This window comes from Paenibacillus sp. A3M_27_13, assembly GCF_024213315.1.
Lineage (GTDB): Bacteria > Bacillota > Bacilli > Paenibacillales > Paenibacillaceae > Paenibacillus > Paenibacillus polymyxa_B.
In genome coordinates this window covers 570,451-593,661 of record NZ_JANAVE010000002.1, presented here as the reverse complement: position 1 = coordinate 593,661, position 23,211 = coordinate 570,451, and the positions used below count along the sequence as shown (strand labels likewise).

The window sequence follows — 23,211 nt, the reverse complement described above, 5'->3', positions numbered from 1 at the left end:
ACGACAAAGATACTACTGATGTGCTAACGCTCTAGCGCAGCGCCTCATCCAGATCACTAATCAGGTCGTCAATATCCTCCAGACCTACGGAGAAACGAAGTAATCCGTCCGTAATCCCGCGCTCCAATCGTACACTATGGGGCATAGCCGCGTGTGACATCATCGCCGGATACGACAAGATGCTTTCCACAGCTCCCAGACTCACCGCTACAATTGGAATACGTACGCGACTGAGGACTTCTTTTGCACGCTCACCAGAACCCACATCAAACGATATCACTGCACCATAGCCGCTGGATTGACGCTCATGAACTTCACGTCCTGGATGATTCTCCAGACCCGGGTAGTACACCGCCTCAATGTCGTTGCGCTCGTTCAGCCAATTGGCGAGCTTTGCTGCACTCTTTTCGCTGTGAGCCATACGAGCCTCCAGTGTCTTCATACCGCGCATGAGCAACCATGACTCCTGCGGAGCCAGCACGGTACCCAGTCCATTTTGGAGCTGCTTGATTTGTCTCCCCAGCGATTCGGTACGTGCTACCGCAAGTCCTGCCAGCACATCGCTGTGTCCGCCCAGAAACTTGGTCGCACTGTGCAATACAATATCGACACCCTGCTCAATCGGACGTTGATAATAAGGTGTCATAAAAGTATTATCCAATAACGTCAAAAGTCCGTTATCCTGTGCCCAAGAGGTTATTCCTGCTACATCGGTAATTTTGAGTGTCGGATTGGACGGGGTTTCCATATATACAGCCCTTGTATTCTCCTGTAACGCCTCTTTCACAAGGTTGAGGTCCGTCATGTCAACAAAGGTCGTTTCGATATTCATCCGTTTCAAAATGGAGGTCAGCAGTCGATATGTTCCTCCATATACGTCCTCTGAAACAATGACATGATCTCCAGCAGACAAGAGCATAAATGTAGTAGAGATGGCCGCCATACCTGATGCAAAGGCAAAACCGCTAGCTCCGCCTTCTAATAAGGCGATATAATCCTCCAAAGCTTGTCGTGTCGGATTACCTGAACGGCTATAGTCATGCTGTGGAGGATTAAAAATATCATGATGGTGAAAGGTAGAAGCTTGATAGATCGGGACGCTCGAAGCCCCCGTAACACTGTCAATTTCAGAGCCGAAATGCAGCAGCTTGGTAGCGAACTTCCGCTCTTTGTCCAGATCCTGGCCGATCCTTCTCGCATCCTCTATCATTGCTGCTCCCCTCCTTCTACTTCTTGACGTGCCGCTTCCAGCGCCGAACGCAAATCTTCAATTAGGTCGTCTGTATGCTCAATGCCGACGGAGAAACGCAACAGCCTGTCATCTACCCCGACTGCATCCCGAATTTCTGCTGGTATGTCCGCATGTGTCTGCACAGCGGGATAGGTCATTAATGATTCCACACCGCCGAGACTTTCCGCAAACGCAATGAGCTTAATGTGACGAAGCAAAGGCTCCACATAACGAGCATCCTTTACTTTAAAGGAGAAGATACCCGTATTTCCGCTGGATTGTTTATTTTGAATCTCACGACCTGGGTGGCCTTCGAGAGCTGGATAAAATACTTCCGCCACCGCCGGATGCGTCAGTAAATAGTTAGATAGCACTGTTGCATTATGCTGATGTCGGTCCATACGCAGCGCTAACGTCTTCATCCCCTTCATCAACTGATAGCAGTCGCTCGGGGAAAGCACGGCCCCTATGGAATTGTGCAGGAAGGAAATTTCAGCCGATAGCTCTTTGCCTTTGGTTACGATCAACCCTGCCAGCACATCGTTGTGTCCGCCCAAATATTTGGTTGCGCTATGTACCACAATATCCGCGCCCAGCTCCAATGGCCGCTGGAAATATGGGGTTAGCAGCGTATTATCTACAATGGTAAGCAACTGATGTTGTGATGCCCACTCGGCAACCGCTCGAATATCAGTGATCATCATTAACGGATTTGTAGGTGTTTCTATGAATACAGCTTTGGTATTCGGTCGACATGACTGTTCGAGTGCTTCAAGATCATTCGTATCCACATAACTTGCTGTTACACCAAATTTAGATAAAATACGCTCCAGCAAGCGATATGTCCCGCCATACAGATCCAGCGATACAATGAGGTGATCTCCCTGTCCAAACAATGCAAATACCGTTTGCAGCGCCGCCATACCTGAGCTACATGCAAAACCTGCATCACCAGATTCAAGTGCAGCAGAAGCCTCTTCCAGTACCTTTCGCGTGGGATTGATCGTCCGAATGTAATCAAATCCTGTGCTTTGACCTAGACGGGGATGGCGGAACGCCGTAGATTGGTAAATCGGGTAATTAACAGCCCCGGTTACTGGCTCCTCTACTGAACCGATTTGTGCCAATCTGCTTTCGATTTTCCACTGTTTCTCACTCATATGAATCCTCCTGTTAACTTCCATAGTGGGTGCTATAACATATCCTGCAAAAATGGATGTCAAAGACTATACTGCTGCGCTACTGCAAGGTGGTACTGTACAAGGGTAAACTACAAGCCCCTTTTTAAATCTGGGGCCCGATATCGTAAGGTGTTTCTTGGTATACATAATAGTTCAGCCAATTCGAGAATAATAAATTGGCGTGTGCCCGCCAGATTGAGGGTGGTGTGCGCTTGGGATCATCATTAGGGAAATAATTTTTGGGGACTTCAACATCCATTCCTTTGCCCACATCGCGGTCGTATTCCCATTTCAGGGAAAGCGGGTCATATTCAGAATGCCCAGTTACAAAAATTTGTTTACCGTCAAGCGTGGCTACGAGGTACACTCCAGCCTCCTCGGATTCGGATAAAACTTCTAATTCGGTAATATGATCAATATCTTCCCGCCGAACCTCCGTATGTCTGGAGTGAGGAGCATAAAACAATTCATCAAAGCCGCGTAGCAATTTTACTTTAGGTTTAATCACGGTGTGTGGAAATACGCCAAAGCATTTGTAGTCGAGCCCGTATTTAGGGACATCGAAATGATGGTATAAGCCTGCCTGTGAGGCCCAACAGATATGCATGGTCGAAGTTACATTCGTTTTCGTCCATTCAAAGATTTGCTGGATCTCCTCCCAGTAGTTAACATCCTCAAACTCAAGCTGTTCAACCGGGGCTCCTGTAATGACCATGCCGTCAAAACGACTGTTCTTGATCTCGTCAAACGTTTTATAGAACATGTTCAAATATTCTTGCGATGTATTTTTGGATACATGAGATTTCATGTGCACCAGCGTGACGTCCACTTGCAGCGGCGTATTGCCGACCAAGCGCAACAGTTGGGTTTCCGTCGTCTCCTTTGTAGGCATTAAATTCAAAATGGCGATACGCAACGGACGAATATCCTGATGATAAGCCAAGCTTTCATCCATTACGAAAATATTTTCGCCCTCCAGCACTTCCTTGGCAGGTAGCGTGTCTGGGATTTTAATCGGCATGTAAACTCACTCCTTGTTCGGTAAGTTTTGCGAAAATCGTCTTGTTGAGATGTCGGGCATATAATAAAAAGACCTTTCTCAGGTTAGAGAAAGGTCATATTTGTATCCATATGCGCCTCTCTCATCTGTCAGGGCAACGCTCTTTGTACAAAGCGCGCGTCCTGCAAGAATTAGCACCGTGCGATTAAAATCGCCGGTTGCCGGGTATCATCGGGCTAGTCCCTCCACCTGCTCTTGATAAGATTTCGCTATATTCATTTTGGGTTCACAAAGTTCTTGTTGTTCACTTTAATGCATCGGCTGGGCTTCGTCAAGATGGGACTTTTAAATTTGTACCCTGCATTCACATTTTGTCTACCTTTTCCATAGGTTAAATCATATCCCTCCTATCGTTGAAGCTCTTGCCACTACTGTTGATTTAGCCCATGATTTTGCGCTTGAAAGGCCGTAGGCCGAGCGTTATACTATACAAGTGCTATTAGGCAAAAATATGGAGCAGTAGTGCAGATTTGAGTGTTTCCTGCGATACTGTGGCAATCTAAAAAAGAACATTTGAGAGGTGAATCCGGAATGGAAGGCGACCCGAGTCCGAATAGGCGGCGATCCCTGAACAACAGCATAGGAATGACTTCAGCTTGCCGAAAGACGGGACGCCAGGCTCTGCATGCTCCAAAAGCCTCCGGCTTTTGATGGGAGTGCACGCTTACCCGCACCGGCTAACTGGCTAACTGAGTCCATTCCTTATGCTTAAGGTAAACGTATTTCCGTTACGACGGAGCATAAGGAGTGACATATATGAAAATCCGTTTGGTCAACAACGGGGTTTTTACCCCTGTCGAAGAAATTGAAATGGCGCTTACTGCACCGGCAGAAGGTTTTTATTGGATTGATGCCGATGTCGATGATTTGGCAGTGCTTCAGCCTTTATTTTCCATGCATGATCTTGCAGTAGAAGACTGTTTGAGTGAAGAAGAACAGCGTCCGAAGATTGAAATTTATGAAAGCCATTATTTTATCGTTGTAAATAGCATTCGTTTTGATGATGAAGAAATATTTTTGCGAGCTTTGAACATTTTTCTCGGCCGCCATTTTATCATTACGGTGACCAAGCAGAAAATAAATGAGCTTCGTACCCTCAAGCCTATGCTGTGGGAGCAAGAAGTCAGCCAGCCTGACCGTTTTATGTATCTGTTGGTCGACTTGATTGTTGACAACTATTTTCTGGTTGGTGACCGGATTGAGGTCCGCATTGAGAAGCTGGAAGAAGATATTCTAATGCATACGAAAAAGTCGCATTTGAACGAAATCATCGGCTTACGAAGTGAGATTCTGTGGCTGAAAAAAGTGCTGGGTCCACAAAAAGAAGTCATCAATACCCTGAACAAACGGGATTTGCGGCTCATCGACGATCAATTGCAAAAATATTTCAGCGACATTTATGAAAATGCTGTGAAAATTTCGGAGACTTTTGAAACTTACCGCGACTTGATGGGTAACCTTCGAGAAGCTTATCAATCCAGTATCGCCAACCGTGCCAATGAAATTATGCGTGTGTTTACGGCAATTACGACCGTATTTATGCCATTGACAGTCATTACCGGAATATATGGGATGAACTTCGATAATATGCCTGAGCTTCATACACGTTATGGCTATTTTGTCGTCATTGGTATTATGGTGGCATTAGGTGTCAGTATGTTCTGTATTTTCCGCAAGAAAGACTGGGTTTAAAAAGAACAGGGGGAAAAGTACCGAGTTGGATACTTTTTTCGATTTTCAGCTTGGTCATAAAAAGCAGCAGCCGTGTCCTGTGTGGAACTCGCTGCTGCTTTTTAGTATGTTGAACCCTGAATGTACTTTAATACTTCAGCTTTATTCAATCAGTTCTATATTATCCAACATGTCGGTCGGGTACCTGCTGATGACGAAACCGTATACGGATCAGACGCAGACGCTCGTAAATTTGATCCAGTCCTGTTTCGGTTGCCTTTTCTTCCCCATACACTTTCAGCATGACGGGCTTGAGCAGCGCATCCCCCAACTCTTCATAAGCAGACCAGATGGCTGCCTGCTCTTCCTCAGATACATTCACCAATTCCTTGCGGATCAGCTTCTCCATATCAATGCCATCCCTGTCCAAATGCTCCACAGCTTCAATCATCTCTCTACGATGCAAACCTGTCTTCATTCCGATATGCTCCAGTGAAAGACCGTCCGAAATGCCTTCGATAATCGTTCTAGTTAGGCTGAATTTGTTCAGCTCCTGCCTGTACTGGTTCTCTTTTTGCTTGTATAGCCATGACAAAAAAACTTCTTCTTCCAGCGTCTCTGTTACCCAGTTTAACGGAAATGGTGTGGTCCGGTCATTTTGTGTCGTAATAGCCAATAGCTCCGTCCCATATTGCGACACTTTACCCTGCCCCATACCAGGCAGTTCCAACAGTTCTTCTTCGGTATGGGGAAGATAGACGCTAATGAGTCGAAGCAGCCGATTCGTAGCGATAAAATAAGGTGCTTTTCGTTCCGTTGCTGCCTTTTGCCGTCTCCACATCGTCAACTGCTCATACACTTCATCACGTGGAAACAAATCACTGTAGCAATACAGCTTTTGCAGCGTTTGTCCTCGTCCTGATGATCCTTCTTGCTCATGAAATACGCCATGGATTAAGGGCCTATAGCCCTCAGCCATTTTGAGCGCCAGCTCATGACGGTATACATGTAGTAATTCCTGCCACAAGCTGCCCTCATACCAAAGGTCGTCTATACTTTCATCCGGGACATGCTGTGTGCTCCAGCCTGCACTCCATCCCCCTTCATGCTGCCCAATCCATACCTGAGCAAAGTCCTCATAGCCCTGTTCATTTCGTTTGGACAAGCGATTTAAAAATACAATATCCATGATTTCTTCCTCCCTCATATCGTTGAAAGACAGTCCCGCACAACACAAAAACGCAAAAAAAAGCACCCATCCTGCGTATTCGCAAGAAAGGTGCTTCCCTTTTTGAGCCGTACTATACTGTTGCCTATATAATAACCGTACCTTGGAGTGCCGTCAACCATAAATTCTAATGATTCAGCTTTTCCTTTGCCAATGCCAGAGCACCGCACAATCCAGCATTGTCACCCAATCCCGGAGATACGATATATTGCTCAATATCTGTTGCCAGACTCGAATGCTGTACGTATCCGTTCAAAAGTTCTTGAAGCTTGGTACGAATGAGCGGGAACAGTTGGTCCTGCTTCATCACTCCCCCGCCCATAATAATTTTTTGCGGTGACAGGATTAATACATAGCTCATTAAAGCCTGTGCCAGATAGTACGCTTCCATTTCCCAGGCCGAGTGATCGACAGAAAGCTCATGTCCTTTAACCTTCCATCTTTTTTCGAGCGCAGGACCTGCTGCCAGTCCCTCCAAACAATCTCCGTGATAAGGACATGTCCCCTCGTAAGTATCTTCTGGGTGACGACGTACCAGAATATGCCCCATTTCCGGGTGGGATAATCCATGTATCAGCTTTCCACCAACCAAAGCACCCGCCCCGATGCCTGTACCTATCGTAATATACAGACAGTTGTCCAATCCTTTGGCGGCACCCCAAATAGACTCACCAAGTGCTGCTCCATTCACATCCGTGTCAAACCCCATAGGCACATCAAAATGCTCTTTCAGTTTGCCAATCAGATTGTAATTTCCCCAATGTGGCTTTGGCGTTGTTGTAATATAGCCATATGTATCACTACCTTCGATAGGATCAATCGGCCCGAACGAGCCTACGCCCAATGCTTCAATGCCCTTGCCTTCAAAAAATGCGATGACATTCTCCATTGTTTCTGCTGGGGTGGTTGTTGGAAAGCTCGCCCGTTCCAGTACCTCTCCACGTTCGTTGCCAATTCCACATACAAATTTGGTACCGCCTGCCTCAATTGCTCCCAATACTGTCATAGTTGCTGTTGTCCCCTTTCGATAATCCGGTTCTCTCTCCACTATATTCACCTGAAATGTACCTGAGGTCAATCCCCTTATCGCAATTGTATATAATCCTTCACATGACTATATAACTCCGTCGACATATGGGTATACAAATAAGGACACTAACGCATCAAGCGTCAGCATCCCTATATTACTTACTTTACCTGAATTGTACGTACCAAGCCTAACAGCTTCATTAAGATCCGGTTGCGACACCCATCAATGTACACAAGCTTTTCATTTCAAGCTGCTCAAACTTGTCTACAATTTGCACGTGATCCAGCGTCAGCAGACAGCTATCCAAAGCACATGCTACAGGTACACCACAGTGAATTTCAGCAAGTTTGCGTGAAAGATGCAGCATATCCAAATCACTCTCAATTTTTTTACGGACCGAGGGTGTTAATTGATCCAGATTCTCCAGAATGCCCTCAATAGAGTCGTATTCCTGAACCAGCTTGAGTGCCGTTTTCTCGCCAATACCTCGTACTCCGGGATAATTATCGCTTGCATCCCCCATCAGGCCTTTAAGGTCCACCACTTGACGTGGCTTAAGCCCTTTTTCAGTCAGCAGGGTCTCCGGGGTGTATACCATATAATTGCCGTGCCCTTTTTTCATAATAATGACCCGTGTCCGCTCATCCACTAATTGAAGTAAATCATGATCTCCTGAGAGAATCATTACATCCATGTCCTCATTTTGCGAATAATGACGTGCAAGCGTACCGATACAATCATCGGCTTCAAAGCCTTCCGCTCCAATGTTGGGAATGCCGAGGCTGTCCGTCACTTCACGAATCAATGTAAATTGGGGAATCAAATCATCCGGTGCGTCGGCTCGGTTTCCTTTATACGCAGCAAAATGTTCCCCACGGAATGTCGTTCCGCCCATATCCCAGCAGCAAATGACATGTGTAGGATTAAACGTTTGGACTGCGTCCCAAAAATATCGAATAAAACCATATATGGCGTTCGTTGGCACCCCAGCTTTTGTACGACGGATATAACCGTTTGCGGCGGTTGCATAATAAGCGCGAAATAGCAGGGCCATGCCGTCAACCAGCATTACGGATTGTTCATTGCGTTGTGTCACAGATTGTATTGCTCCCATTCATCATAATATTTAACCCCCACAGTATAACATATCGTGAGTGTAAATTGGGCGTTATTGAGCTTCCCATGTGCCCTCAAATGTTTCCTCTTTGAATCCTATCGTTACTTTGTTCCCGTCGGTTACAATCGGGCGTTTGATTAATCTACCACTCGAGGATAAAAGCGAAATTTGCTCTTCACGACTCATGTCTCCAAGTTTATCTTTCAGCTTTAGCTCTTTGTACACCTCACCGCTTGTATTAAAAAACTTTTTCAGCTCCAGCCCGCTTTTTCGAATTAAATCTTCCAATTCCTCCGGGCCGGGCGGCTGTTCAAAAATAGGAATAAGTTCCGTCTCATGTCCCTTGTTTTGCAGCCATTTCACTGCATTACGACAGGTACTGCATTTAGAATACTGATATACTTTCAGTTGGCTCATCGCTAGATTAACCTCCATTTGGTTTTGATAGCTTATTTATATTTTATTCTGAAAAATATTGCGCTCTTAATAGCTCCTGCATTTCAGCCATATCTTCAGGTAGAGGAGCATAGAACGTCAGCCGCCCCCCGGTTACAGGATGCTCCAAGGAAAGCTCTAAGGCGTGCAAGGCTTGTCGAGGCATCCTGGCATCAAGCTGATCATATCGCTCACGTTGCGCAGCATCATCGGGTGTAATCCGGTACATTTTATCTCCGATCAACGGACAACCGATATAAGTCATATGCACTCGAATTTGGTGCGTACGCCCGGATTCCAACTTTAGTCCGATGCGACTTCCCCCGTTCCACACTTCCTCCAGCTTATACAGCGTAAGGGCAGGATAACCATCCGGGGTCACCATACGTAAATGCGGATTATCCGGGCTGCGGTCAATTGGTCCGTCTACCTTACCTTCCTGCAGCTCAGGACGCCCATGCACCAGAGCCGTATAGCGCTTATCCACCGTTCCCGCAATCATCTGCTCAGAAATATGCTGGTGTACATACGGATTTTTGGCTACTACCAGCACACCCGTCGTCTCTTGATCAAGACGATGAACAGGACGAAACCGGAACAGTTCTCCCTTGGCCTGCCAATAATGCACAACCCCATTAGCCAGTGTTCCTGTGTAATGACCGTGAGTCGGATGGACAATCATACCCGCCGCCTTGTTCACCACTAACAAATGTTCATCCTCAAACAATATCTCAAAAGGAATGGGTTCAGGTAAAATATCATCAGAACGCTCGCGCTCCATGCGAATTTCTACTTGATCCCCGGACTTTACCTTAACGCTGATGTACACACGTGTCCCGTTCAGCATAATACCTTGCTCGGTCAGCTTGAGTTTGGATATTAACTTTCGAGAAATGTTCATACGTTTTTGTAAAATAGTCTTCAACAGCATGCCCTCCTCCTCAGGAGGGATCGTATATACGATAGGTTCATAGTACAAGCTCATCACAAATTCCCGGTTGCCTCCTTATTTGCGGAACACTTTTTTGCTGCGCACATATTCGACATCGGGCACACCCTGACGGACATTCGCTGTGCGAGCAACGGCAAAGAAATAATCGGAAAGACGGTTCAAATACCGACGTACCGCCGGATTGATGTCCGTATGTTTACCTAGTGTAACAGCACGGCGTTCCGCGCGTCGGCAAACCGTACGGCAAACATGAAGCGTTGAGGATAATGTGCTACCACCCGGTATAATAAAACGCTCCACCTTCGGATTTTCCTCCTGACATGCATCAATCCAGCCTTCCAGTCGCTCTGCCAGCTCGTCTTTCACCTTATATTTGCTTTCACTGATTTTAACAAACGCCAAATCCGAACCACAATCAAACAGCTCCTGCTGTATTTCCTCCAATTGAGTCCGAATATCCGCAAACTTTTCCCCTTCGGCAAAGCTGATCGCTTGTCCTACAAAGCTGTTCAGCTCGTCAATTGTACCGTATGCCTCCACACGGTCATCATCTTTGGACACTCGACCTCCAATCACAGAAGTTTGTCCTTCATCACCTGTTCTGGTATAGATCCCCATATTACTCCATCCCCCTTATCATTCCGTAAGTGCTTTCAGCACCTTGATGGCTTCTTCCTTATTGCTTGTACGAGGCGGCACGGTAGCAAATAATGTTTTTGAGTTATATTTTAGCTCCTTAAACATCTTCATCTGCTCCACCGGAATTCCGAACAAATGAGTTTCCTTGCTTACATCTGTTTCTTCTTCCTCCTGCCCCTTCTTCTTAAATACGCCGCCCTCGAACACGCCCCGAGCGTACGTCTTCTTGTCAAAAGCATCATCTAACGGCAGATTCGAACCATTCTGTCCATACAGCTTCATGTCCTCTTCCGGCAAAAGAAACAGATCATGCTCCCCGGCCGCATATTCTACAACCAGCTTCTGCTGGTTATACAGCGGACTGACTGAAATCTCAATAGTCGGAGCCTGTTCGCCCAGCTTATCCTTAAGCTTTTGTGCCAGCTCTTCACGGATGACTGAAGCATCCCCTTTATCCATAATAAAAATGGAGAAGCTGTCCTTGTCCCGTCCCCCACATCCAGCCAATAATACAAGTGTCAACATTCCGATAATCCATGGCGATAGCCTTTTTAGCCCTGTTCTCATATGTACGCCCCCTCTTCCATGCCATTAATATATCATAAGTTGTGAACGCAAAAAAAGAAGGCCCTACGGCCTCCTTCTTACCTTTGGCTGACTTCACACGGTTAAACCTTGCATTCCGTACCATACATTTTCATGTATTCATTGATTTTCAAATCGAGCTTGCAACTAATCTCGATGACAAGATCAGAGGTGAAGGACTGCTCTTCCTGAAACGTCCGCATCATCTCATTGCGCAGGAACAAAATTTCATCTTCTAGGGAAATGTCGTATCCTATTGAACTAGACGAATTATATCCAACATATGACATGAGCATTCCTCCTACAATTGAAAAATTGAACTTCCTGCTTTCGAATTCAAATTATAGCATAGAAATTTAGAAATAAAAGACTATTTTTTATGAATTACCCATAAAAAAATAATTTTAACCTTCTTTTCTTACTTTTTCTACAAAATGACCAATCCGATCCAGTGCCTCCGTCAGCTGAGCAACAGAAGTCGCGTATGAGCAACGAAGATAGCCTTCGCCTCCCAAACCGAACACATTACCCGGTACAGCCGCAACTTTAGCCTCTGCCAATAGACGCTGTGCAAATTCATCTGAGCTAAGTCCCGTGCTTTGAATACTAGGGAAAACATAAAAAGCCCCTCTTGGCTCATGGCACTCCAGGCCGATTTCCCGGAACCCTTCAACCATCAGACGGCGACGCTGATTATAGGCTTCTACCATACGATCTTTCTCACCCAAACCATTCCGCAAGCCTTCCAGTGCCGCAACTTGCCCCATAGAAGGCGCACACATTACGGTGTACTGATGGATTTTGAGCATAGCCGCAATCAGATCTGGATGTCCGCATGTATATCCAATACGCCAGCCTGTCATGGCGAAGGCTTTGGAGAAACCACTGACGAGAATCGTACGATCCATCATACCAGGCATAGCGGCAAAACTAACATGCTTCTCTCCATAATTCAATTCAGCATAAATTTCATCAGAAATGACGATCAAATCATGCTTTTCCACGACTTCGGCAATCGGAAGCCAATCTTCATAAGTCATCGTAGCCCCAGTTGGATTACTCGGATAGCATAAAATCAGCACCTTGGATTTAGGTGTAATTTTTGCCTCCAACGCCTCAGCCGTCAGCTTAAATTCATCCTTAGCAAATGTTTCAATACCTACCGGAATCCCGCCTCCAATTGAAGTGATTGGAGAATATGAAATGTAGCACGGCTCGGGCACGAGAATTTCGTCGCCAGGTACAATTAACGCACGCAAGGCAAGATCAATCGCCTCGCTTCCCCCAACGGTCACGATAATCTCATTTTTAGGATCATAATTAACTTCAAATTGCTCATTCAGATAATCACTAATCGCTTCACGCAGTTCTGGCGTTCCCGCATTAGACGTATAGCTGGTAAAACCTCGCTCTAATGAATAGACACAGGCTTCCCGCATATGCCAAGGGGTTGTAAAATCCGGTTCGCCTACACCAAGGGTAATAATATCCTTGTTGCCACCCACCAAGTCAAAAAACTTACGAATGCCCGAAGATGGGATCTCGCGCACCAACGGGGACAAATAGGAACTCATGGCTTTGTTACTGTCGGTAAATGTTTCTGTTTTGAGATTCATCATGATCTTCCTTTACGGCGAAATCACCAGACGATTATCTTCCTGATGATCCTCAAAGATAATTCCGTCCTGCTTGTATTTTTTAAGCGTAAAATTAGTCTTGGTGGACAAGACCGAGTCAATAGGAGACAGTTTCTCCGACACAAAATTAGCGACCTCACGGAGGTTGCGGCCTTCAACTTCTACCAGCAAGTCGTATGCTCCAGACATGAGATAAACCGATTTAACTTGCGGATACAAATAAATCCGTTCTGCAATACCTTCAAATCCTCTTCCACGCTCGGGTGTAATCTGTACTTCAATCAAAGCAGTAACCTTTTCGTCGTCGACTTTATCCCAATTGACTACGGCGGCGTACTTAACGATTACATGTTGGTCTTCTAGCTCTTTAATTGAGGTGCGTACATCCTGCTCGTCAACCCCCAGTAAAGTAGCCAACAAAGTCGGTGTTCTTCTTGCATCTTCTTTTAACAATTCCAGCACTTTTAATTTCAAACCATTTAGCTCTGTCATTCTACATAAGGCCTCCATCGAAAGAGATTACTATACATCATACAATACGCACTTTAAACCTGCAAAGAAAAACCGTCCGCCCCGGTAAACCCGGCAGACGGACGGCTGTTATGGGAAATTGCTTCAAAAACGGAATATCCCGTTTACATATAGTAAGGGTTATTCTGGTGAGTAGGCTGCCCTTGCTGATGCATAGGTTGACCATATCCCCCCGCTGATGACGACTTTTGCTGAATGAACTGTTGGCATTCGTGTTGGGTCTTGCGAGCTTCTTGAATCTGTTTGTCCAAATCGATGCGCAGTGCTTTTGACGAAGTGGAGTACATATTGTTTTGACTCATCAGACGATACAAATCGCCTTGTAGGCGCAGCGTATCGTTCGTAAGGTCGGTGAACATCTGACGCACAGACGGACAATTGGATTCCGTTGTCGCTGTTGTATACTCTCCCACCGTGCGTTTCATATCGGCAAGAATGGTATAGAGCAAATCTTCTTCGGGCATAAATGACGTATTGTTCTGTGAAAACATCGTGATATTACCTCCTTTATTGGTTAATCCATAATTACTGCTGCGGTTGCATAGGAGCAAGCTGCTGGTGCTGTTGAAGTGCATTGGAAAGCAGGTTCAGGTGGTTCTCATGAGTTCTCGCGAATTGCAGACAAGCTTGCTGAATGGCTGGATGCTGAATGGATGCTGCTGTCGCCGTACATTGCTTGAGCAGCAGTTCTTCATTGGAAATGGAGTCCACGATGTACTCCAGCTCTTTGCCTGTCAAGGGTTGCATGTTGGTAGATTGCATAGTCTCTGTGCCTCCTTAAATGTTTTGTTGCACGCTGGTTATCTTGTCCGTTTGGCGAAATACTATGTACACATAAGAGATACTACATATTGCCTATAAGGAGTGCTGTTTATATGGAATTGATTAGCGGGAATACGTATTGGCCGAGTACCTTGGAGCAAACATCGGATTTTCCGCCTTTGGCAGAGGATTTAAATTGTGATGTACTGATCATCGGAGGCGGGATGGGTGGGTCCATCTGCTCCCGGCTATTGGGAGAACGACAGGTAGACACCGTGGTTATTGATAAACGCAAGCTGGTACATGGAAGTTCTTCGGCCAATACCGGACTGCTGCAATATAGCAATGATAAGACCTTAACCTCCTTCATCAATACGTTTGGTGAAACGAACGGTGTACTGTTTTACCGTATGTGCAAAGATGCTCTGGATCAGTTGGAAAAACTGTCTACCACGCTGGAAGTTGATCCGTCCTTTATACGCCGCAGTAGCCTGTACTATGCAAGTACATCGGAGGATGTGCAGATCCTTCAGGAAGAGTACAAACAGCTAACCCGGTTTGGATTTCCCGTCGAATACTGGGATGAGCAACAGATTGCAGCCCGATTTCCTTTTCGAAAATCAGCAGCCTTGTACACGCACGAAGATGCCGAGGTTAATCCATTTTTGTTTGCCCAAGGACTGTTGCAATCCGCCAGCCGTCTCGGTGTACGCTTATATGAGCATACGGAAGCCAAGCATTTTGAATTTAATGAAAATGAAGTTGTTTGTTATACCAGCGGTGGAATTATCCGAGCGAAAAAAATCATTTTTGCAACGGGTTATGAAACACAGGAGATTAAAACAGATCGCGGAGCCGTTCTAGAAAGCTCTTATGCTATCGCCACCAATCCAATCGGAGATGTTCCCTTGTGGTATGAGCAGTGTCTGATTTGGGAAACTACTCGTCCTTATCTGTACATACGCTCAACACCGGAAGGACGCATCATTATTGGTGGTTTGGATGAACCTGTACTGGACGCCCATCAACGTGAAATCAGGCTGCTACACCAACAGCAAAAGCTGCTGCAAACGCTACAGGAGCATTTTCCGGGTGTTCCATTTCAGATCGACTATGCTTGGGCGGCTGTATTCGGCTCCTCTCACGACGGCTTGCCGTATATTGGTCCACATCCACGTTTTCCAAACTGCTATTTTTTGGAGGGTTACGGGGGAAATGGGACGGTTACGAGTATGATGGCCGCACAGCTATTGGCTGATGAACTGACGGGCACACACCGACCTGAAATGGAGCTTTATTCTCTAAACCGTACTACCAAGCCCTCGCCTGAAACAACGGAACCGATGGTTTAACATATGAATACAAAAAGAACCTCTTTCCCCTACTAATTGGGTCTGGAGGTCTTTTTTAATGTATTTTCAAACTATTCGGTTTGCTTGTGCCAGCGTTGTGCATGGGAATGAGATTTGCTCTGCTTCGTCTTTTGTTCCATTTTCAGCACACTTCGCATAAAAAACCATCCGAGCACTGGCATCAATGCAAGGCCAATCAACAACCAGATCATCGCCGTAGGAGCCTTGCTGATACTTAGGACACCCAAGAAAATGAGTGTTCCGGTCAATCGGCCTACCATTAAGCATAGTTCGCGCAGTACAACCAGTTCCACTCTCTGATTGGCATCTCCTTTACTCGTCCCCATTAAATCAAAGCTCGCAGAAATCATGGGAATTAAATATAAAGGCATAAATAAAGCGGTGCCGATCCCCATAATCAGTAGTGTGCTATACTCCATACGCCACAATAACGGTAATAGCGCGATCACCAACAACACGGCACCCAACAGCATACCCGCCGAACGATAGTGTGGCTTGAGCCATTTTCCGACAGCCCAAAAGCTGAAAAATGATACCGCCGAGGTGATAAGTGAAAACTGTGCCAGCTTCCATTCCTGTTGGGTAGCTACATATACGAGCAGCGTAATCAGGAAGGCAAACACCCCTTCACGGATGCCCTGGGCAATAAGCGATAACGACAACGGACGCCACATACTCCCTTTTTGTGACAATCGTTGCTTGGGCTCTTTCCAATTGTAATTTCCTGTCGGCTTACGTTTGCGAAGAAAGAAACTAAGCACCACTCCTACGACATAAAAGGCCAAGGAAATACTAAATATCACGCGATAACCTGCGTCATCCTCCATACGGGCAATAATCCAACCGGACAGCCAAGGACCCACTATACCAGAAAACGAGCCCAGCAGACCCACCCATCCGTTAAAATGATCACGGCTTGCCTGATCCGTGACTTCGAAAAAAATCACATTAAACGCCAGCCAGAATAAACCTAATGCTGCACCCAGCAGCATCCCGAGCGGCCATATGTAGTTCACAGCCTGCGGTCCCGTATATAACACGATCAGATAAAATAGGCCTGATAATGCGGTCCCCACGCGTAGGGCATTCATTTTGTTATGTTCCTTGACCCACTTTCCAGCCACCCAGACCATAATTCCCAGTGCAATTTGTTGACTGACATTAAACCAGCCGATCATCGCGTAATCCTGCCTGCTTTTCCACAAATACACGTTAAGAAATGTGCCTGACAATGCTGCTGCAAACACAAACAATCCATTCAAGCTTAATAGCAGAATGGATTGTCCGTTCAGGTTTGATTTCAATGCAGTTCCCCCTAACCGAAAAATCACCAATCAGCTTATTTCAAGCCAGCTTGTTCAAAGATTTCTTCGATTTAAGATGCCCGTATTGAGCTTGGGCCTATCCGGGGAATTGCTATTTAATTGTTGGAAATACCGCTGAGCTTCTCCAGCATCCGCAGTCGGTCATTCTCTGACAGTGTCTGCTGGACATGGAAGCAGCTAGGGCACACATAAACATTCAAGACGAACGGCAAATCCAGAACGGGCTTGCCAAGCGCTGGAGACATCGACGGTTCAAAACCTTCTCTGGTTACGGTTTGCGAACCTGCATGCAGCATGTACTCCCCACATTGAGAACATTCAAGAACCTCATCTTGTCTGTCGAGTATTTGTTCAGCGCCTTGTTCATAAGCCATCAGATCCGCACCGCTTTCTTCAAATTTTTGCAAAGTATGCAGCACAGGCAACTTATGAAGCTCATTATCCTGCAACAACGGTGCATCAACCGGTTTTTCAACTACGATTTCATCCTCTGCCTCATATAAAATATCCTGCTCCTCATCATCACCGAGCTGAATACTCAGTGTCCGATAACCCTTCAGGTCTTCTTTTTCATGAGAGTGGGGCGCCAGGGTTACAGAAGCCACATGATCATGTTTCGTCTCTTCATGTCCATGCTCACCGGCATGTCTATGAACAGGTGGAGAAACAGACTCATCTTCATCATCGGTGATGTCAGAGTACCCTTTTAGATCATTATGGCAATAAGGACACTCTTCCTCAGGTCCTAATTCTTCATCCCAAATAATTTCCATGTTACACCATGGACAAATAGTCATTTCCAAGCTTTATCATCCTTCCGTTCCAAGCGTATACCAAGCTCTAGTATACAAGATGTGTCAAGTTACACTGGCACCGATCACATAAGATAAAGATATGGAAATAATCATGGAGAACAAGCCGACAGCACGATTATCCTCTTTAATCTGTTGATCGATAGAAAATACTGGTGTCAGAAACTCAAAAAGAAAGTACGCCGCAAGAAGCAGTAAAAAGCCAACGAACGACCAAATCATCGTATCATACACACTGGATTTGGCTTCCATTGCAAAGCGGAGTACGTTGCAAATACCGAACATTTTCCCTCCCGTAGCCATGGCTACCGAAACATTACCGCGCTTGATCTCTTCCCAGCATTTATAGCGGGTTACCAGCTCAAAACACGACAAAAATACAATTAGCTCCAGCACCGCCACCGAGAAATAACCCAGCATCATCCCCAACGGATGTGACAGCAATTCATCAATCGCCATCTTAACTTCGTCCCTCCCGTTCTACCAAGCGTTCCCGGGCAAAGCCGGCAACCCCTAGCTATTCCAATTCAGCAACTGTTACGCCTGTGCCGCCTTCATTGTAATTACCGATACGGTAGCTTTTCACATGCTTATGCTTGCGGAGGTACTCCTGAATACCGGTTCTCAGGACACCCGTACCTTTACCATGAATAATGTGTACCTGACCCAGATTGGCCAGAAACGCTTCATCCATGAAGCGGTCCACTTCCATCAAGGCTTCCTCCACGTTCGCCCCCCGAAGATCAAGTTCACTTCGTACGTTATCATCCCGTGTCCGCTTAACGCCAGTCACTGGTTTTTGAACTCTTGGAGTCGTTGTTTGTGCAGGTTGCAGTAGTTCCAGATCATCCAGACTGACCTTCATCTTCATGATTCCCAGTTGAATCACAGCTTCCTTGGTACCGGACAGTTCAACCACGTGTCCTTTTTTATTCAGACTGTGGACGGATACTTCATCGCCAGCCATGATAGAACGAGTACGCGTAGCAGCCGGGCGTTTGACGGTACTTTTTTTGCGTTGTTTCGGTTCAGCCTCATCCAGTTCTCTGCGAGCTGCAATCAGCTTATGCTCCTTAACCGAGGCCCCTTCTTCCTGAGCCAATTTACGCAAATCAGTAATGATTTTCTCTGCTTCACTACGAGCCTTATCCACGAGAACCCTTGCTTCGTCCTCAGCTTTTTCCAGCATACGGTCCCGTTGGGACTCCAGCTTATCCAGCTCCATCTGATGACGGCTACGCAATGCTTCCATTTCCTTACGTAGCTGCTCCGCTTTTTCCCGTTCTTGCTCAGCTGTCAAACGGTTCTGCTCCAGTGACGCGATCATGTGCTCAACGCGCTGGTCTTCTTCCGTTACCTCACCACGGGCATAGTCTAAAATACGCCCTGGCAATCCCAATCGCTCGGCAATGGCAAATGCATTACTTCGTCCGGGTACACCGACCAGAAGGCGGTAAGTCGGGCTTAATGTAGCGACATCAAACTCCATGCTTGCATTAATAATTCCTTTGCGCTCATAGGCATACGCCTTCAATTCACTATAGTGAGTCGTCGCAACCATGCGGCAACCCATTGCATGTATATGCTCCAAAATGGATACAGCCAGAGCCGAACCTTCCGCGGGGTCCGTTCCTGCCCCCACTTCGTCAAGCAATACAAGACTTTTTGGCGTCATATTTTTCAGGATGCTAATGATATTGGTCATGTGACTGGAAAATGTACTCAAGTTTTGCTCAATGCTCTGCTCGTCACCAATATCGGCATAGATTGCATCAAATACACACAGCTGACTTTCATCCTCAACAGGTACAAACAGTCCAGACATCGCCATCAAGCTAAGTAGGCCAATGGTTTTCAGGGTAACGGTTTTCCCCCCTGTGTTCGGTCCGGTAACGATAATAGAGGTGTATGAATTGCCTAACTCCACATCAATGGGAACAACCTGCTCCAACGGAATTAGAGGATGTCTGCCCTTTTTCAGCTTCAAATATCCGCGGTCATTCATTAAAGGTAAGGTTGCCTTCATTTCACGGGCGAGACGCGCTTTTGCAAAAATAAAATCAAGATTGCCCAAAATGTCCACATCATACAGCAACATATCTGCTTGTTCTGCGACGAGTGCGGTCAGCTTTTGTAAAATGACTTCAATTTCACGCTCTTCTCTCAGCCTTGTTTCCCTCAGCTTATTGTTCATGGCTACGATGGATTCAGGCTCGATAAACAATGTTGCACCAGACCCGGATTGATCATGAACAATTCCGCCAAAATAAGAACGGTATTCGGCCTTAACCGGGATCACAAACCGATCTCCGCGAATCGTAATCAACTGATCTTGAAGCATTTTGGAGACAGTTGAGGAACGAATCATGGAATCCAGCTTTTCACGAATACGCACTTCTCCCGAGCGCAGCTCCCGACGGATTTGAGTAAGCTCTGTGCTGGCAGAATCCAGCACCTCTGCATTCTCGTCAATACAGCCTTTAATGGAGTTTTCCAAACCTCTCTGCTCCGAAAGCTGCTCACTCCAATACAGCAATGTTTCGACAGGATTTTCCTCATGCAAACTTGTCACGTATACCTGTATACGGCGTGCGGCCTGAACTGTTGTCCGAATGCCAAGCAACTCCTGCGGGCTTAACGTTCCACCAATACGGGCACGCTTCACCGCCGGAGTGATATCTACTACTCCGTTAAATGAAGGCACTCCTTTGAGGCGATCAGCATCATAAGCCTCATCCGTGCCTTTCAGCATTTTCTTGATATGCTCCAAATCATCGCTGGGCTGTAGTCGAAGGGCTGTCTGTTGTCCCGTTGCCGTTTGGGCATAGTGACTTAGTTTATTTAGAATTTTTTGATATTCAAGGGTTTTGAAAATTTTAGAGTCCAACTTCACTACTCCTTTCACTTATATCTATATTATACCGAAAGCAGCAAACTTACGCTATTTGCCAACTCTGTTTTACACATAAGAAAGCTCTTCATGCCACACACTAACCTTTGTCTAACCCTGTAAATTCAAAAAACAAAGGAGGTTATTCCGTGAGCATTCTCGGGCACATTGTACGTTTCATCGTTGCCGCTCTGGTGCTGATGGTCGTAAGCTGGATCGTTCCCGGATTTAGTGTAGGCGGCTTTTGGAGCGCGCTGATTCTTGCCATTGTCATTGCCTTGGTTGGTTACATCATCGAGGCAGTGTTCGGCCGACGCGTTTCTCCATTTGGACGCGGTATCGTAGGTTTTCTAGTGAGCGCTCTGGTTATCTGGATCGCTCAGTATGTGGTGACCAATGTCAGTGTTTCCGTTCTGGGCGCATTGCTCGCTGCATTGGTTATCGGGATTATCGACCTGTTCATTCCGGTATCGACACCGTTTGAAGCCGGTCGCAAAGACGGGAAATAATTTCAGTAGACCCTCCCGGCAAAGCTGTCCCGAAGCAGAATTTCGTCTGCCAAAGGACAGCTTTTTGTCATCAACACTTCTGAGTGGATACAATAAGCAAACAATCCCCGGCGATGAGCAGCCGGGGATTGCCATACATTTATAATCCGTATCTACTGATCCTGTTCGATAAGTTCAATCCATTCATTGTACTCCGTTTGAAGCTTAGTGTATTCTTCCTGTAATTGACGTAATTCTGTAGAAATCTTCTCCGTATTTTCCCGATCTACGTCCTGTTGTACTTGTAACAAACGAAGCTGATGCGCCGCCATTTCATATTTTTGACCCACTTCGTCCAATTCAGACTGCAAGGCCATTCGTTCCTGCTCTATGGACTGCTGTTCAGCTTTCGCCGTTTTGGCAGCTTCAACCGCCAAACGAGTCTCCTCCTGAAGCTGTTCCTTTTGTTCAACTGTTACCGCTATTTCACGTTCCCAAGATGCAAATTCTTCCTTACGGGCAGCATCTTCAGCTTCCAGACGTTCCGCTTCTGCCTTCAACTGATCGTATTTAAGTTGCCACTCCAGAGATTCTTCCTCAGCACGTTCCAGTTTACTCCGCCGTTCGTGATCTTCCTGTTGAAGCTGCTTGATGTTTTGCTCCAGCTGTCCAGCTCGGCTCTTCATGCTTCCATATTGCTCCTGAAGCGATTGATACGCCTTCGCTCCCTCTTGCTCTCGGACTTTGGCTTTCTCAAGCTCATCCTGAACACGAATCAGCTCAGGTGAAAGCTCCTTGATTCTCGCTTCGAGTTGAACTAGCCGTTGCTGTTGTGAAGCAAATTTATCATTAATAGCTTCGAGCTCAGCCGCTGCGTGCTGTAATTGCTCCTGTATCGCTTCCTTCTGTTCACGTGCTTCCAGCAGGGAGAGCTCCAGCTCATCAACTGCCAACTGGCGTTCTTCTGCAAGTTTCTTCCATGACTTCTCGCTTTCAGCTAGCGTAGCCAGCTCACTTTGCAGCTTGCGAGAAGATACGTGAGCTTGCTCCAGCAGCTTCTGCATCCGCCGCTGTTCTTCCTCCAGCTTAGCCGTCTGCTGCTGCGTAGCCTTGGCTTCAGCTTCTAATTGATCATATCGGCTTTGCAGTTCTTCACGCGCAAGCGTATCTGCCTGCTCTCGCTCTATCGCAACCTGTCGCTGTGTTTCCAGCACAGACTCCAGCTCGGACTGTTGTTGCTTCAGTACTCTTGCTTGCTCTTGAGCCTCTCCCAGACGAGAAGAAAGCTCTCTACTGCCTGCCTGTACTTGTTCTAATTGTTCCTGAAGCTCCTCGACCCGAATCTCCTGCTCCAGTGCAGCTTCATCAGCTCGTTTCTGCGCTTCCTGATGCTGGAGCTTTTCTTCATTCAACGCCAATTCAGCCTGTTTACGTTCCTGCTCCAGCTGCTCATTCAGCCCGGAGCACTTGGTCTGCCATTCGCTTACCTTCTTACTATGCTCTTGCTGCAAAGCAGATCGCAGCTTGTCCAGTTCTGTACGCTTTTGCTCCTGATGAGTCTTCTCTGCAGCTGACAGCTTGGCTTCAGCCTGTTTAGCTGCTTCAGCCACTTCCTTCTTCATCTGCTCTTCTATCTGCCGGATACGAGCATTGGCCGCCTCCTGCTGCTCTTTCAGCTTGCGAGAAGCTTCTTGACGAGACTCCTCCAATTCACGTTTAGCTTGTTTTTGTCCATTTTCAAGTTCAGCTGCTTTTTTCTCCTGCTGTTCCAGCTTTGCCTTCAATTGGGCAATCTCCTTGGCTGATACAGATTCGGTTTCCATCAGCTTCTTCTGCGTTGCTTCCTTTTCTTCCTTTAGTTGAATAAGAGATTGATGCATATCTGTATTTTTTTGCTGCTGTTCCCCTAGAGCCGTCTGGAGTTGCGCCAGATCTCCCCGGAGCTCTGCTCGTTCCGCTGCTAAGCGGTTCATATGACTCTGAATTTCCTGGATTTGTACAGCTTCTTCTGCCATATGAACCGCAGCCAGCACGGCAATTCGGGGCATATCCAGACGCGAATGAGCTTGAGAAATGCTGTGCATACGCTCATCCACGTAATTGGCAACCTGCTTCATATAATCGGTATTGCTGCCGACGAGTTTATAAGAAGTACCGTAGATCTCTACAGTGACGCGAGTACGATCTGGTGTAGTCACAATTATGCCCTCCTTCAATACTACTGTATGTTGATTCTAAGGTGTGTCCGGTACTATGGTAACCCG

Annotated in this window: 23 protein-coding genes and 1 riboswitch; of the genes, 3 read left to right on the top strand and 20 right to left on the bottom strand. The window is 46.4% G+C overall.

Annotated features, from left to right (window positions below):
- Positions 1-31: 31 nt before the first annotated feature.
- The 3 genes from NLX82_RS09190 to metA form a co-directional block, all read right to left on the bottom strand.
- Positions 32-1,210, bottom strand: coding sequence for an aminotransferase class I/II-fold pyridoxal phosphate-dependent enzyme (locus NLX82_RS09190; protein WP_028542955.1), 1,179 nt, complete (start codon positions 1,208-1,210; stop codon positions 32-34).
- Positions 1,207-2,391: a PLP-dependent transferase gene (locus NLX82_RS09185; RefSeq protein ID WP_023987790.1), complete on the bottom strand. Its 1,185-nt coding sequence runs from the start codon at positions 2,389-2,391 to the stop codon at positions 1,207-1,209. Before NLX82_RS09185 ends, NLX82_RS09190 begins: the two co-directional genes overlap by 4 nt.
- A gap of 124 nt (positions 2,392-2,515) precedes the next feature.
- Positions 2,516-3,433 carry a homoserine O-acetyltransferase MetA gene (gene metA, locus NLX82_RS09180; RefSeq protein ID WP_068940112.1) on the bottom strand — a complete coding sequence of 306 codons (918 nt, stop codon included), beginning with the start codon at positions 3,431-3,433 and terminating at the stop codon, positions 2,516-2,518.
- Between the two features lie 118 nt (positions 3,434-3,551).
- A riboswitch (SAM riboswitch) is annotated at positions 3,552-3,677 on the bottom strand.
- 551 nt (positions 3,678-4,228) lie between these two features.
- Here metA and corA point away from each other — a divergent pair.
- Positions 4,229-5,164, top strand: a complete 936-nt coding sequence (gene corA / locus NLX82_RS09175; protein WP_023987788.1) for a magnesium/cobalt transporter CorA — start codon at positions 4,229-4,231, stop codon at positions 5,162-5,164.
- 160 nt (positions 5,165-5,324) lie between these two features.
- On the opposite strand, the gene NLX82_RS09170 is transcribed toward corA, so the two are convergent.
- The 12 genes from NLX82_RS09170 to NLX82_RS09115 form a co-directional block, all read right to left on the bottom strand.
- Entirely contained in the window at positions 5,325-6,332 is a 1,008-nt protein-coding gene (locus tag NLX82_RS09170; protein ID WP_023987787.1) for an HRDC domain-containing protein, read from the bottom strand.
- A 166-nt stretch (positions 6,333-6,498) separates the two neighbouring features.
- Positions 6,499-7,377, bottom strand: a complete 879-nt coding sequence (locus tag NLX82_RS09165; RefSeq protein WP_023987786.1) for an ROK family protein — start codon at positions 7,375-7,377, stop codon at positions 6,499-6,501.
- A gap of 223 nt (positions 7,378-7,600) precedes the next feature.
- Positions 7,601-8,497 carry a 5'-3' exonuclease gene (locus NLX82_RS09160; protein ID WP_013309415.1) on the bottom strand — a complete coding sequence of 299 codons (897 nt, stop codon included), beginning with the start codon at positions 8,495-8,497 and terminating at the stop codon, positions 7,601-7,603.
- 72 nt (positions 8,498-8,569) lie between these two features.
- A complete protein-coding gene (locus tag NLX82_RS09155; protein WP_254347861.1) occupies positions 8,570-8,935 on the bottom strand; it encodes an arsenate reductase family protein in 366 nt (121 codons plus the stop codon).
- A gap of 43 nt (positions 8,936-8,978) precedes the next feature.
- Complete coding sequence (locus NLX82_RS09150) at positions 8,979-9,938, bottom strand: RluA family pseudouridine synthase (protein ID WP_254348199.1); 960 nt, start codon at positions 9,936-9,938, stop codon at positions 8,979-8,981.
- Positions 9,939-9,959: 21 nt separating this feature from the next.
- Positions 9,960-10,523, bottom strand: a complete 564-nt coding sequence (locus tag NLX82_RS09145) for a cob(I)yrinic acid a,c-diamide adenosyltransferase (protein ID WP_028542959.1) — start codon at positions 10,521-10,523, stop codon at positions 9,960-9,962.
- 18 nt (positions 10,524-10,541) lie between these two features.
- Positions 10,542-11,111 (bottom strand): type 2 periplasmic-binding domain-containing protein, encoded by a 570-nt coding sequence (locus NLX82_RS09140; RefSeq protein ID WP_023987782.1) that lies wholly within the window; start codon positions 11,109-11,111, stop codon positions 10,542-10,544.
- Positions 11,112-11,212: 101 nt separating this feature from the next.
- Entirely contained in the window at positions 11,213-11,419 is a 207-nt protein-coding gene (locus NLX82_RS09135) for an aspartyl-phosphate phosphatase Spo0E family protein (RefSeq protein WP_023987781.1), read from the bottom strand.
- 114 nt (positions 11,420-11,533) lie between these two features.
- Entirely contained in the window at positions 11,534-12,745 is a 1,212-nt protein-coding gene (locus NLX82_RS09130) for an aminotransferase class I/II-fold pyridoxal phosphate-dependent enzyme (protein WP_025723315.1), read from the bottom strand.
- Positions 12,746-12,757: 12 nt separating this feature from the next.
- Positions 12,758-13,258: an Lrp/AsnC family transcriptional regulator gene (locus NLX82_RS09125; RefSeq protein ID WP_023987779.1), complete on the bottom strand. Its 501-nt coding sequence runs from the start codon at positions 13,256-13,258 to the stop codon at positions 12,758-12,760.
- A gap of 143 nt (positions 13,259-13,401) precedes the next feature.
- On the bottom strand, positions 13,402-13,788 hold the full coding sequence (locus NLX82_RS09120) for a spore coat protein (RefSeq protein WP_013309407.1): 387 nt from the start codon (positions 13,786-13,788) through the stop codon (positions 13,402-13,404).
- Positions 13,789-13,822: 34 nt separating this feature from the next.
- Positions 13,823-14,059 carry a hypothetical protein gene (locus tag NLX82_RS09115; RefSeq protein ID WP_013309406.1) on the bottom strand — a complete coding sequence of 79 codons (237 nt, stop codon included), beginning with the start codon at positions 14,057-14,059 and terminating at the stop codon, positions 13,823-13,825.
- Between the two features lie 113 nt (positions 14,060-14,172).
- Here NLX82_RS09115 and NLX82_RS09110 point away from each other — a divergent pair, with 113 nt between their 5' ends.
- A complete protein-coding gene (locus tag NLX82_RS09110) occupies positions 14,173-15,411 on the top strand; it encodes an NAD(P)/FAD-dependent oxidoreductase (protein ID WP_254347859.1) in 1,239 nt (412 codons plus the stop codon).
- Between the two features lie 71 nt (positions 15,412-15,482).
- Here NLX82_RS09110 and NLX82_RS09105 read toward each other — a convergent pair whose 3' ends face one another.
- The 4 genes from NLX82_RS09105 to NLX82_RS09090 form a co-directional block, all read right to left on the bottom strand.
- Entirely contained in the window at positions 15,483-16,736 is a 1,254-nt protein-coding gene (locus NLX82_RS09105) for an MFS transporter (protein WP_023987777.1), read from the bottom strand.
- Positions 16,737-16,852: 116 nt separating this feature from the next.
- On the bottom strand, positions 16,853-17,560 hold the full coding sequence (locus NLX82_RS09100) for a hypothetical protein (RefSeq protein ID WP_069080471.1): 708 nt from the start codon (positions 17,558-17,560) through the stop codon (positions 16,853-16,855).
- 54 nt (positions 17,561-17,614) lie between these two features.
- Complete coding sequence (locus NLX82_RS09095; protein WP_013309402.1) at positions 17,615-18,028, bottom strand: DUF350 domain-containing protein; 414 nt, start codon at positions 18,026-18,028, stop codon at positions 17,615-17,617.
- A gap of 58 nt (positions 18,029-18,086) precedes the next feature.
- Positions 18,087-20,456 carry an endonuclease MutS2 gene (locus NLX82_RS09090; RefSeq protein WP_254347857.1) on the bottom strand — a complete coding sequence of 790 codons (2,370 nt, stop codon included), beginning with the start codon at positions 20,454-20,456 and terminating at the stop codon, positions 18,087-18,089.
- 152 nt (positions 20,457-20,608) lie between these two features.
- Between NLX82_RS09090 and NLX82_RS09085 the strand changes: the two genes are divergently transcribed.
- On the top strand, positions 20,609-20,968 hold the full coding sequence (locus NLX82_RS09085) for a phage holin family protein (protein WP_023987773.1): 360 nt from the start codon (positions 20,609-20,611) through the stop codon (positions 20,966-20,968).
- Between the two features lie 152 nt (positions 20,969-21,120).
- Here NLX82_RS09085 and zapA read toward each other — a convergent pair whose 3' ends face one another.
- Positions 21,121-23,145: a cell division protein ZapA gene (gene zapA, locus NLX82_RS09080; RefSeq protein ID WP_028542962.1), complete on the bottom strand. Its 2,025-nt coding sequence runs from the start codon at positions 23,143-23,145 to the stop codon at positions 21,121-21,123.
- Between the last annotated feature and the right edge of the window lie 66 nt (positions 23,146-23,211).